Genomic DNA, 11,570 nt, shown 5'->3' on the forward strand with positions numbered 1-11,570 from the left:
ATCACCCCAGCTACTCATCAAAACCAAATAAGCCATGCAAAGCCCAACAATGGTCGCTTCACTGGAAGCCTACTTCCAAACCTTCGGTAAAAACGTCATTGGTGCGAATCAAAAATTCCAGAGCCCTTATGGCGAAAAAAGCATCATTTACGCCGATTGGACCGCCAGTGGCCGACATTACCAACCCATCGAAGACATTCTGACCCACGATATAGCGCCATTTGTAGGCAATACCCACACCGAAACCACCATTACGGGCAGTACCATGACCCAGGCCTACCACCAAGCCAAGGCCATCATCAAATCTTACGTAGGGGCACAAACCTCGGATGTACTCATTTCCTCCAACTCGGGTATGACCGGGGTGGTCAATAAATTTCAGCGCATTTTGGGGCTAAAAGTCCACGAACGCCACCAACACCTGGTCAAATTGCCCGAAAATCAGCGCCCCATTGTGTTCATCAGCCACATGGAACACCATTCCAATCAGACCAGCTGGCTGGAGACTCTGGTGGATGTAGAAGTGATTGCACCAACGGCAGATGGTTTGGTCGATTTGGACAATCTGGAGGCAATGCTTCGCCGTTACGCCAATCGTGAAACCAAAATCGCTGCAGTGACTTCTTGCTCCAACGTTACCGGTTTGTTTACCCCCTACCACGAGATTGCCAAAATCATGCACCAGCACGGTGGGCTTTGTTTCGTAGACTTTGCCTGCTCCGCCCCCTACATCGACATCAACATGCGCCCGGAGGATCCGCTGGAACACCTGGACGCCATTTTCTTTTCCCCCCACAAGTTTTTGGGAGGCCCTGGTTCTACGGGTATTTTAGTTTTTGATGCCAAATTGTATAAAAACCGCGTCCCCGACAACCCCGGTGGAGGCACCGTAGACTGGACCAATCCCTGGGGTGGCCACAAATACATCGAAGAAATTGAAGCCCGTGAAGACGGCGGCACACCAGCCTTCCTGCAAACCATGCGGGTAGCCCTCTGCATGCAGCTCAAAGCTCAAATGGGGGTAGAAAACATCCTCCAACGCGAACACGAACTGCTGGATCTCATTTGGGATCGCCTCGAAGCCATTCCCAATCTCCACATATTGGCTCATGGTCACCGCGACCGTTTAGGCGTGATTTCCTTTTACATCGATGGGCTGCACTACAACCTCGGGGTAAGGATTCTCAACGACCGTTTCGGCATCCAGGTTCGCGGCGGCTGCTCCTGTGCGGGCACTTATGGGCATTACCTCTTGGAAGTATCCCGGGAACACTCCCGCTCCATTACCGATAAAATCAACATTGGTGACCTGACCGAAAAACCAGGCTGGATTCGGATGTCGATCCACCCGGTGATGAGTGATGCGGAAGTGAAGTACATCATGAGTGCCATCGAACAATTGGCACAGGAACATGAAACTTGGGGCAAGGATTATGTGTATAATGTGCATACCAATGAGTTTCACCATCAGAGTAACCTCAATGTGGAGGAGGAGTTGGTAAACGAGTGGTTTAACAAGTTGCAATAAAGTCAGAAAGACTTTTACAAAAGGTTGGTTGATCCAAATTAGACAATGGATAAGCACAAAGGACACAAAGGCAGCACAAAGAACACAATACAAAGCGTCGTCAACGTCTAAATTTGTGCCCTTTGTGCTGCTTTTGTGTCCTTTGTGCCTAAAATTGTCGCTTTGGTGATGCCCCATAAAATGGATCAATGCGTATTTTTTTCGACAATGCCGCCACTACCCCCATCGACAACCGTGTGATCGAAGTGATGGTGGATGCCTTACGCCACACCAATGGCAACCCCTCCTCCATCCATCAGGAAGGGCGTACGGCCAGAGCAGCCATTGAACAGGCCCGGCGGCAGATTGCCCGCAGTTTGAATGCTTCCATTGGAGAGATTTTTTTCACTTCAGGAGGTACAGAATCAAGCAATATGGCGCTCAAACGTTCGGTGCAGGACCTGGGAGTTCGTCGGATCATCAGTGCACGTACGGAGCACCATTGTGTCTTACATTCTTTGGAAACGCTGGCAAAGGAAGAAGAAGTGAAGGTAGTATTTGTGGATCAGGCCAGCAATGGGCACATCCAACTCAGCCATTTGGAGGAGTTGTTACAAGATGCTACGCATAAGACCTTGGTTTCCCTCATGCACTCCAACAATGAGGTGGGCACTTTATTGGATTTGGAGCAGGTTTCAATGCTTTGTACCGAATATGGTGCTTTGTTTCATACCGATACCGTCCAGAGTATGGGTTTTTACCCCATCGACGTTGCCAAAACCAAAATAGCTTTTCTGACGGGTTCAGCGCATAAATTCCACGGTCCCAAGGGCATCGGCTTTATCTACATCAACAGCGAGAACATCATCCACCCCTACATTGACGGCGGTTCGCAGGAACGCAACATGCGGGGTGGAACCGAAAACATTTCCGGGATTTTAGGGATGGCAAAAGCCTTGGAACTGGCGACGACAGAAATGGAAGCACGGCGTGCTCACATTCAAGGCCTGCGCGATTATTTTGCGGAGCAATTACAAGCCCATTTTGCCGATCTGGAATTTAATGGTGACCCATTTGGCCAAGGGCATTACAAAATCCTCAGTGTGGGTTTTCCTCCTGGTCCACGGGCAGATCTTTTATTACTCAATCTCGACATTGCTGGAGTGGCAGCTTCAGGTGGTAGCGCTTGTAGTTCGGGGGTAGATGTGGGGTCACACGTTATGGATGCATTGAAACATGGATCGCCTCGGCAGACGCTGCGCTTTTCTTTTTCGTACATGAATACTAAGGAAGAGGTGGATCAGGTTATTCTGCGGTTAAAGGAGATTTTGGGTTGACTATATTCAAATAGATGAAAAAGGAGAATAAACTTAATGAACCCTTAAAAGAGCTAAAAGTCCTCGAACTCGCCACCGTCCTTGCTGGCCCTGCAGTTGGCATGTTCCTGGCTGAACTTGGTGCCAAAGTCACCAAAATTGAAAATCAAACCACCAATGGCGACGTTACCCGCAGCTGGAAACTGACCACGGAAGACCCCAACTGGGCCTACTCTGCTTACTATTGCAGTGTCAACTGGGGCAAAGAAATCCTGCTCATGGATTTGAACCAAGCCGAAAACCTGGCCTGGTTGTGGGAGCAAATCAAAACTACGGACATTGTTCTGGCCAACTTCAAACCCGAGTCAGCTCGGCGAATGGGCTTGGATTATGCCAGTCTGTCTGGGCTCAATTCTCGATTGATCTACGGAGAAATTACTGGTTATGGCTCCGACGACGAGCGGCCGGCTTTTGACATGGTCTTACAGGCAGAAGCTGGTTTTTTGTACATGACGGGAGAAAAAAATGGCGCGCCAGTCAAAATGCCGGTGGCCCTGATTGATCTATTGGCGGCCCATCAACTCAAGGAAGGTATTCTTTTGGCCTTGTTGCACAGGGAAAAAACCGGGCTAGGCACCAAAGTAAGTGTATCCCTTTATGCTACTGCACTTGCTTCATTGGCCAATCAGGCTACGAATTGGCTGATTGCCGGAAAAATTCCCCAGCGCATGGGTACCCTGCATCCCAATATCGCACCCTATGGCGAGTTGCTGGAATGTAGCGATGGTGGGCAGATTGTGCTGGCCGTTGGCAATGATCGACAATTTCAGCTTTTGTGCAAAAGCCTCGATTTAGAAGACTTAGCACGAGCACCTCAATATTCGGATAACAAACAACGGGTGCTAAATCGACAGGAGTTATTCGTGCAATTGCAGGCGAAAGCCGGGCTGTATAGTCGGGAAGTTTTACTGAGCAAATTGCACCAAATGGGGGTACCGGCCGGAGCAGTACGAACCATGCCCGAGGTATTTGCGGAATCTGCTGCACAGGAATTGTTATTGAACTGGGCTTTGCCGGATGGAACGGAAGTGCGGAGTGTAAGGTCGGTGGTATTTGGGTTGGAGTAAGGATTAGATTTCTACTTAAGCGCATTGCATAATGAGCAATTATGCCTTATTTTTGGAAAAATGAATTCATAGATGATGTCAACCAAGCTCCAAGCTTCGATTTTACCAACTACCTTAGCAGAGTTCCTGGACTGGGATACTCCAGTGGATGGTATGAAATACGAATGGCACGATGGCGAGGTCATTGCTTTTGAAAAAATGAATAAATACCACCTGAAACTAATCCGCCTGTTAACCCGCCTCTTTGCTCAAACCGAAGCATTTCAAGCAGGTGGGATTTTGATCGCTGAACAAGACGTAATGCTTACTGGCATTCAACTTCGTCGACCAGATTTTGCCTTTTTCAGCGGAGCCCAAATTGATCGACCAGATCGGGAGGTAGAACCTATTCCAGCCTTCGTTATAGAAGTGATATCCCCTACTGATGACGCTGAGAAGGTGGAAGCAAAACGTTTTGAGTACTTTAAAGCAGGCGTTCAAGTAGTATGGTCAATTTATCCCGAGGCACATTGTGTGTACGTGTATACAGGGATAAAAGCTGTAAGTATCTGTACAGATGAAGATATTTGCTCCGCTGCGCCAGTACTTAAGGATTTTAGTGTAGAAGCAAAACTGCTGTTCCAATAACCTATTGCAAAATCCCCCCATCTGCCATAAACATTGCACCGGTAGAATAGGTCGAAGCGTCTGAGGCCAAAAAAAGTGCCAGGTTCGCGATTTCCTGCGGCTCCCCTATCCGTCCAAGCGGCGTTTGTTTGAGGTAATACTTTAGCATGGCTTCATTGGACCACAGGGCTTCACTAAACTTGGTTTTGATCAAGCCCGGGCAGATGGCATTGGCCCGGATGCCATATTTTCCCCATTCTTTGGCCATCGATTTGGTCAGCATGTTCAAGGCGGCTTTACTCACGCTGTAACAACCCAGTCCTTCGGTTGCAATAAATGCTTCCACACTACTGATGTTGATGATGGCACTATTGGATTGGGCTTTGAGGTAAGGCAGGGCAAATTTGGCGAGTTCGAGCGGTGCTTTGACGTTGATCTGCATGATTTTATCCATGGCATCAACGCTGTCTTCTAGCGGGCCAAAAACGGGATTGGTTGCCGCATTGTTGACCAAAATATCGATCCTGCCGTAATGTTCGACGCTGAGTTTAACCAGGTTTTCCAAGGCTTGGGTATCCCCTACATGGGCAGCAACGGCCAATGCTTCGCCTCCTGCTGCCTGAATTTCGGCAACAACTTCATCTACCGCAGCCTGTTTGCGGCTGCTGACAACTACTTTGGCACCATTTGCAGCGAAAGTTTGAGCAATTGAGGCTCCGATGCCTTTACTGGCACCTGTGATGATGGCTACACGGCCATCGAGGCGAAAGGGATTTTGCGACATGAGTGAGCGGTTTGCGATTCAATTCATGTCACAAAGTAGCGAAGATTGGCTAAGGAAAAAAAGAAAACAGCTGTGAAAGAAAAAACCTTAGGGGATGAGGCTTTTGCCCACCTCAATCAGCTTTTCCAGTAAAAATACTTCAGGGAGGATTTTTTTCTCTTCGAGATCATCAATCTGCTCCATGATTTGTTTTTCGCCAAATTGAAGCATCTGGCTGTCTCCTGAAGATTTGGCAACCGTATTGAGGTACAAAAAGGAGTACAAACCGCTGAAGGCAATGAAGCTAAAAAATGCAGTTTTGAGTATCAGTTTCCTTTTCATAATGTACAACTTAAATTGAGTTGTGGTTTCGGGAACGAAATTAGGTCTTTTTCTACTTGTAGTCTGGTTTAATCGACTGAAGTGTTGAATTTTCGTCTTGAACCGTATAAAAGGAAAGACGAGTCAACAACCCAATTGGTTGCAGGATAATGCAAATAATTACAGAAAAGTTCAAAAAAGATGAAATGTTTAATTTACAGTTAATTTCAGCGCCTATTTTTCGGGTGAATTCGGTGCAGTCCAACCAAACAAACGTACTGGATGATCATCACTAGACATATTCATGTAGCGTTCGAAAATGAAGTGCAGTTTTTCCAATACCCGAATAGATTTTTCATTGTCCAGGCTGGTAATGGCCATCAATTTTTCAATTTGTAACTCCTGCGCAACATAAGCCAAGTATGCACTGGTGGCCTCAGTGATGTAACCTTTACCTTCATAAGCAGGCAATAAGGCATAACCTAAATCGGGTAAAGGGAGGGCGTCTCGTTTGAGCAAACCACACATCCCGATTGGCGTCTTTGTCGATTTGAGTTGGATTAACAAAAGCCCAAAGCCATTCTGCTCATAACTTTTAAGCGGGCCATCCTCAAGGTATCTGATGGCATCTTCTTTAGTATGGATATTGCGGTAACCGATGTATTGCAACCAGCTGGGGCTGTTGACCAATTCGATGATGAATTCGGTATCATTCAGGGTTAATTTTTGTAAAATCAGGCGTTCGGTTTGAAGTATTTCAGACATAGTCAACATTTTTTAATCGGGCACTCACCTGTTCTCGAAAAGATTTTCCAATCGGCAATTTGCGATCGGCGATGCTAATTTCTTGTTGATCGTAGTTTTGCAAAAATTTAAGGTTTATGATGTACGAGCGGTGAATGCGCAAAAAGAGCTGCTCAGGCAATTCCTTTTCCAGTTGAGACAGCGTTATTTTGGGTAAAAGGGTACCATCGGTACAGATGATTTTGACATAATCGTCCAGAGCCTGCAAATACAAAATGCGTTGAAAAGACAAACGATGAACTTTACGATCAGCTCGAATGCTCAAAAAGCCGCTGTCTTGTCCGGTTTTTTCTAAAATCCGTTCCTGCTCCAAACGCTCCAATGCCCGCTCCATGGCTTTTTGAAAACGCTCAGGAGAAATAGGTTTCAATAGGTAATCGAGGGCTGCCAGTTCAAAACCTTCCACCGCATATTGGGGATAAGCTGTGGTGAACACAACCATGGGTGGATGCAACAATTGGCGAAGTACATTCAATCCACTAATATCGGGAAGATGAATATCCAAAAACAATAAATCCGGTGCCTCTGCTTCAAGCACAACCATTGCTGTTTGTGGAGAGTGGTGTACGCCCATACAAGTCCATTCGGGATAGTCTTGCAGGTAACGCAACAGAACCCGGGCAGCAGGCGGTTCATCCTCCAATATCAGGCAGCGGTAACTTGGTTTCATTACACTTTTTTCAAAAATTCGAGGAGTTTTTGCACTGCTCTACCCCGATGGCTGATGCCATTTTTTTCATTTTTGTCCATTTCAGCAAAACTCACCTGATAGCCATCGGGTACAAAAATGGGATCGTAGCCAAAACCTCCTTCACCGTATTGTTCTTTGCGGATTTGACCGTACACCAAACCTTCAAACATGTATTCCTGGCCATCCATAATCAGTGCTATTACGGTTTTGAAGCGGGCGCTGCGGTCAGCATGCGGCTCCAGATTTTTTTGCAACAAATCAATATTCGCCTGAGGATCGCGGTCTTCGCCAGAATAGCGGGCGCTGTGGACACCCGGGGCACCACCAAGAGCAGTGACTTCCAGGCCTGTATCTTCTGAAAAACAATTCAATCCGTAATGTTCCACTACATAACGGGCCTTCAGCAAGGCATTGCCTTCGATCGTGTCAGCTGTTTCGGGAATGTCTTCAGTACAACCAATGTCGTGCAGGCCTTTTACTTCGTACAAGCCATCGAGCATTTCACGCACCTCGCGGATTTTATTGGGGTTTGCGGAAGCAAAAATCAAAGTTTTCATGGCGGGTTATTTGGGTGGTCAAGGTACTTAAAAAAAATAAACTGCACCAAGTTCCCATTTGATGCAGTTTATTCCTGAGGTGTTTCTTCAGTGCCTCAGGTTTCTTAGGTGGTAAAATTATTCCTGCTTCGCAGGCTTTCTTCTTCTCACCACCAAAGAAACCTGAGGCACTGAAGAAGCACGTTAGTTTTGATTATCAGCCCCATCATTCTTCACCCGATTGATGATGGCTATTCCAACCTTTTTTCCCAGCTCTAAGCCAACTTCATTGTCGGTGCGGAAGTGGATGCCTCCCTGGAAGCGAGATTCAGCACCATCTTTTGCCCTTTGCCGAAACAAGGCACTTTCAGTTGGAAAAAAATAGGAATACAGCTCCCCCATTACTCCACCGATGGCTGCATGTCCCGAAGGATAGCCCGGAAATGGGGGCGTATGGATCAGTACCGGCTGAAAAGTAGTGTCGTATTGGTCTGGTCGGATACCCCAATAGTTGTATTTGGCGTCCCAACAGGAAGTGAAACCATCGTAAATGCCAATAGCAGCAATGGCATAAATCCTGGCAACCCTTGGTGCATTGAGGTGTAGATTGTTTTCAAAGATTTTTTTCTCCAACAGATCCTCCCAAACCGACTCGCTGGCGAAGTGGAAAGCATTGGCAATCGAGTTGAAAGTAGGTTTGTGGTTTTTGAGCTCCTCCATTTCTTTCGCAAAATCAGGTGGTGGACCAGGTCGATATTGGCTGCCGCTTTCCAGGACTACCGTTTTGTTCAAACCAGCCAAGGGAAGTGCAGCGTATTTCCCTTTCCAGAGGCCAGGCTCGTTGGGTATTTTGCCATCCCAAACCTGTTTGGTGGTGAAGTCCACGGTGTATTCGATTTCCTTTTCGGCAATTTTTTTTCCCAAATCAAAACCTGCTTTGGTGTCGCTGGGAAAGGCCACCCCAGCGGCAACCCGTGAAACCAGGAGCCGTTTTGCCATCCGTTGAACCGAATCAGCCAGAGTTGGATAAAAATGGCTGATGATCCCAACCGCTACTCCTGCTGCAACCGAGTGTTCGCAGGGATAACTCGGACTGGGTGAGTTAACAATCAAAGCCTTGATTCGTTTGTCTGCCACATAAGGCCGGGGGCGCTTGTAGGTATATTTGCTGTCCCAAGCGCTGATGGTTGCGTCATAAATGGCTACACTGAGCAGCATGTTGGCCAGAGCACCGTTACCACTTGGATCGTTCATCCACAATTTGCCCATCAGGTGTTGCCAATGGTAGCCAGGTGCTCCAGCATTCCAATGTATGATTTGTTGCCGACCTGCCGCATCCAACTTTTGTTGTTGAGCGAGCACCTGTACAATCTCGTCCTTGGAAGCAGAAGGGGTAGGCAAACGATGGGTTTGGCCAGATGGGATAAACCAGGTTTTCCAGGTTCCCGCAGTGGGTTCAACCTGGCTGTACAATTGAGCAACCAGTAAGAATACGGCTGCTAACATGGGTAATTTCCGTTGCATAATTGAAGTATTTTGGGCAATACTATCTCTATTGGAAAAACCCTTCAAGTGTACATCAATCAACAACCTATTGTCGTAAACCAATAACCTTAACTGGTCAATGAATTCAAAACAGGTCATTTTTCAAGCTTTTCTGGTCTTTGGTTGACTTTGTAGTTTATTTCATCCCCGGAAAGGTGAAAAAAGTGTGGTTTTTGGCTGAAATAAAAAGAAGGAGAAACAAAAAAATTAAGCCAGTGACTATCTTGCGTTTGATTCCAAAATTATCAGGTAACCTTTCATTATCCTTCAAGAATCAAGAAGAAAACCATCTGTTTTTCACCACTCCTGTGCAATTATGGAAAAAACGCCAGGTACAAACACCACACACATGAAAAAGATTTTTGCTTTAATCCCCGTATTTTGTCTGTTTAGCGTTTTGGCTTTTGGCCAGTGGGTCAACGACAAAGGCCACTCCAGAGTAGCCTTTATTGTACAGCACCACGGCATTTCGGAGGTGGATGGCTTTTTTAAAAAATACGAAGCCACTTTGACCGCAGCCAAAGATGATTTATCCGATGCTGTTTTTGAAATGACCATCGAGACCGCTAGTCTGAACACCGAATTGGAAATGCGCGACAACCACCTGCGCAGCCCGGATATTTTTGATGTTCAAAAATTTCCGACCATTACTTTCAAAAGTACTTCCTTCAAAAAGAAGAAAAAGAACCTATACACCATGACCGGGAACCTGACCATCAAGGGCATTACCAAGCCCCTGACCTTGGAGGTGACCATGAACGGCCCGGTCGAAAATCCCAATAAAAATGCCAAAAACATTCAGGTGGGCATCAAAGCCCTGGGGAAAATCAAAAGAAGTGAGTTTACGGTAGGTCAAAACCTGACTACGGCTTTTGTCAGCGATGAGATTCAACTGAGGATTACGGGAGAGTTCAATAAGGCTTTGCCGAAAAACTAGTTTTTTGATTCAAAAGACAAACGAATTATGGCTAAATAAAAAATCCTGGTAGCAGAGCACAAGGTTCAATAGCTCTGCCATCAGGATTTTTAAAAAATAAAATTTGATACATCAACATTTGATATTAGTACATTGGAAACCATTATCCAAAACTGCATCAAATAAGGCTTAGTGCTTTATTCAAATTCATTTTTCACCACAAACCCGGCGTTTTGGAGAACGCGGTTTTGGTGAAATAAATTCAAATCGGCGCTAACCATTTCACTAACCAAATCATTCAGATCATATTTGGGCTCCCAGCCCAATTTTTGACGGGCTTTGGAACTATCTCCAATCAATAGATCAACTTCGGCTGGTCGGAAGTATCTGGGGTCAATGGCTACGACCTCACGCCCCGGCTTCAACTCATAATCCGGATTGTTGGAGGCTGCAACAATGCCGATTTCATTGACGCCTTCTCCTTCAAAAACCAACTCAACTCCTATTTCCTGGAAAGCCATCCGAACAAAATCGCGTACGCTGGTTGCAACTCCCGTAGAAATGACAAAATCTTCAGGATGCTCTTGCTGAAGCATCAACCACATGGCTTCAACGTAGTCTTTGGCATGGCCCCAGTCGCGCTGGGCATCCAGGTTACCAAGGAATAACTTGTCTTGCAAACCCAATCCAATTTTGGCCACAGCACGCGTAATTTTGCGCGTAACGAAGGTTTCTCCACGCAAGGGGCTTTCGTGGTTGAATAGGATACCATTGCATGCGAATAGATCATAAGCCTCCCGGTAATTGACAGTAATCCAGTAGGCATACAGTTTGGCAACTCCATATGGCGAACGTGGATAAAAAGGGGTCCGTTCCGTTTGAGGAACTTCTTGGACCAGACCATACAATTCAGAGGTGGAAGCTTGGTAGTATTTCGTTTTTTTCTCCAAACCCAAAAAGCGAATGGCTTCCAACAAGCGAAGTGCTCCGGTTCCATCTGCATTTGCAGTATATTCCGGAGATTCGAAACTCACTTGTACATGGGACTGCGCGCCAAGGTTATAAATTTCATCTGGTTGAACCTCCTGAACAATCCTGATCAGGTTGGTTGAATCGGTCAAGTCTCCATAGTGGAGGAAAAAATTGAGTTCACGTTCATGCGGGTCTTGATATAAATGGTCAATTCTTGTGGTATTAAACAGCGAAGAACGGCGTTTAATGCCATGGACCTCATACCCCTTAGCTAGAAGTAATTCACTCAGGTAGGCGCCATCCTGGCCTGTAACCCCGGTAAGTAAGGCTCGTTTCTTGTTCATGTTGGTTAAAATTATTTTTTAAAGGTTCAATCTGTCTTATGCCTTCCAATAGGAAATAATAGGCCTTTATCGCTGTTATTCCAAGCGATAAAGGCCTAAAAACCTATAAAACCATCCTATGA

Annotated in this window: 12 protein-coding genes; 5 read left to right on the forward strand and 7 right to left on the reverse strand. The window is 46.2% G+C overall.

Translation table 11 applies throughout. The features are described from left to right. Positions 1-34 precede the first annotated feature (34 nt). The 4 genes from SFV55_RS27780 to SFV55_RS27795 all read left to right on the forward strand — a co-directional run bounded on the left by SFV55_RS27780 (position 35) and on the right by SFV55_RS27795 (position 4,577). Positions 35-1,528, forward strand: coding sequence for an aminotransferase class V-fold PLP-dependent enzyme (locus tag SFV55_RS27780; RefSeq protein WP_320032856.1), 1,494 nt, complete (start codon positions 35-37; stop codon positions 1,526-1,528). 188 nt (positions 1,529-1,716) lie between these two features. Then, positions 1,717-2,844 carry a cysteine desulfurase family protein gene (locus tag SFV55_RS27785; RefSeq protein WP_320032857.1) on the forward strand — a complete coding sequence of 376 codons (1,128 nt, stop codon included), beginning with the start codon at positions 1,717-1,719 and terminating at the stop codon, positions 2,842-2,844. A 14-nt stretch (positions 2,845-2,858) separates the two neighbouring features. Beyond that, positions 2,859-3,950: a CaiB/BaiF CoA-transferase family protein gene (locus SFV55_RS27790; RefSeq protein ID WP_320032858.1), complete on the forward strand. Its 1,092-nt coding sequence runs from the start codon at positions 2,859-2,861 to the stop codon at positions 3,948-3,950. Between the two features lie 75 nt (positions 3,951-4,025). After that, positions 4,026-4,577 (forward strand): Uma2 family endonuclease, encoded by a 552-nt coding sequence (locus tag SFV55_RS27795; protein ID WP_320032859.1) that lies wholly within the window; start codon positions 4,026-4,028, stop codon positions 4,575-4,577. Position 4,578: 1 nt separating this feature from the next. On the opposite strand, the gene SFV55_RS27800 is transcribed toward SFV55_RS27795, so the two are convergent. The 6 genes from SFV55_RS27800 to SFV55_RS27825 form a co-directional block, all read right to left on the reverse strand. Then, positions 4,579-5,340, reverse strand: a complete 762-nt coding sequence (locus tag SFV55_RS27800) for an SDR family oxidoreductase (RefSeq protein WP_320032860.1) — start codon at positions 5,338-5,340, stop codon at positions 4,579-4,581. 87 nt (positions 5,341-5,427) lie between these two features. Continuing rightward, positions 5,428-5,661, reverse strand: a complete 234-nt coding sequence (locus SFV55_RS27805) for a hypothetical protein (RefSeq protein ID WP_320032861.1) — start codon at positions 5,659-5,661, stop codon at positions 5,428-5,430. Between the two features lie 213 nt (positions 5,662-5,874). Continuing rightward, the gene (locus SFV55_RS27810) at positions 5,875-6,405 is read right to left on the reverse strand and encodes a GNAT family N-acetyltransferase (RefSeq protein WP_320032862.1); all 531 of its coding nucleotides are present in this window, start codon (positions 6,403-6,405) and stop codon (positions 5,875-5,877) included. Next, positions 6,398-7,114: a LytTR family DNA-binding domain-containing protein gene (locus SFV55_RS27815; protein WP_320032863.1), complete on the reverse strand. Its 717-nt coding sequence runs from the start codon at positions 7,112-7,114 to the stop codon at positions 6,398-6,400. Before SFV55_RS27815 ends, SFV55_RS27810 begins: the two co-directional genes overlap by 8 nt. Next, positions 7,114-7,692 (reverse strand): non-canonical purine NTP diphosphatase, encoded by a 579-nt coding sequence (locus tag SFV55_RS27820; protein ID WP_320032864.1) that lies wholly within the window; start codon positions 7,690-7,692, stop codon positions 7,114-7,116. The genes SFV55_RS27815 and SFV55_RS27820 overlap by 1 nt, the downstream gene beginning before the upstream one ends. A 183-nt stretch (positions 7,693-7,875) precedes the next feature. After that, complete coding sequence (locus tag SFV55_RS27825) at positions 7,876-9,195, reverse strand: phosphatase PAP2 family protein (RefSeq protein WP_320032865.1); 1,320 nt, start codon at positions 9,193-9,195, stop codon at positions 7,876-7,878. 370 nt (positions 9,196-9,565) lie between these two features. Here SFV55_RS27825 and SFV55_RS27830 point away from each other — a divergent pair, with 370 nt between their 5' ends. Continuing rightward, positions 9,566-10,153, forward strand: coding sequence for a YceI family protein (locus SFV55_RS27830; RefSeq protein WP_320032866.1), 588 nt, complete (start codon positions 9,566-9,568; stop codon positions 10,151-10,153). Between the two features lie 176 nt (positions 10,154-10,329). Here the strand turns inward: SFV55_RS27830 and gmd are convergent, their stop codons facing one another. After that, the gene (gene gmd / locus SFV55_RS27835) at positions 10,330-11,448 is read right to left on the reverse strand and encodes a GDP-mannose 4,6-dehydratase (protein ID WP_320032867.1); all 1,119 of its coding nucleotides are present in this window, start codon (positions 11,446-11,448) and stop codon (positions 10,330-10,332) included. Positions 11,449-11,570: the final 122 nt, after the last annotated feature.

Origin of the sequence: Haliscomenobacter sp., assembly GCF_033763495.1 — a bacterium.
Classification (GTDB): Bacteria; Bacteroidota; Bacteroidia; order Chitinophagales; family Saprospiraceae; genus Haliscomenobacter.

Bases quoted from the DNA above. Each gene is read 5' to 3' on its own strand.
- SFV55_RS27780 (WP_320032856.1), top strand. From the start codon at position 35: ATGCAAAGCCCAACAATGGTCGCTTCACTGGAAGCCTACTTCCAAACC.
- SFV55_RS27785 (WP_320032857.1), top strand. From the start codon at position 1,717: ATGCGTATTTTTTTCGACAATGCCGCCACTACCCCCATCGACAACCGT.
- SFV55_RS27790 (WP_320032858.1), top strand. From the start codon at position 2,859: ATGAAAAAGGAGAATAAACTTAATGAACCCTTAAAAGAGCTAAAAGTC.
- SFV55_RS27795 (WP_320032859.1), top strand. From the start codon at position 4,026: ATGTCAACCAAGCTCCAAGCTTCGATTTTACCAACTACCTTAGCAGAG.
- SFV55_RS27800 (WP_320032860.1), bottom strand. From the start codon at position 5,340: ATGTCGCAAAATCCCTTTCGCCTCGATGGCCGTGTAGCCATCATCACA.
- SFV55_RS27805 (WP_320032861.1), bottom strand. From the start codon at position 5,661: ATGAAAAGGAAACTGATACTCAAAACTGCATTTTTTAGCTTCATTGCC.
- SFV55_RS27810 (WP_320032862.1), bottom strand. From the start codon at position 6,405: ATGTCTGAAATACTTCAAACCGAACGCCTGATTTTACAAAAATTAACC.
- SFV55_RS27815 (WP_320032863.1), bottom strand. From the start codon at position 7,114: ATGAAACCAAGTTACCGCTGCCTGATATTGGAGGATGAACCGCCTGCT.
- SFV55_RS27820 (WP_320032864.1), bottom strand. From the start codon at position 7,692: ATGAAAACTTTGATTTTTGCTTCCGCAAACCCCAATAAAATCCGCGAG.
- SFV55_RS27825 (WP_320032865.1), bottom strand. From the start codon at position 9,195: ATGCAACGGAAATTACCCATGTTAGCAGCCGTATTCTTACTGGTTGCT.
- SFV55_RS27830 (WP_320032866.1), top strand. From the start codon at position 9,566: ATGAAAAAGATTTTTGCTTTAATCCCCGTATTTTGTCTGTTTAGCGTT.
- gmd (WP_320032867.1), bottom strand. From the start codon at position 11,448: ATGAACAAGAAACGAGCCTTACTTACCGGGGTTACAGGCCAGGATGGC.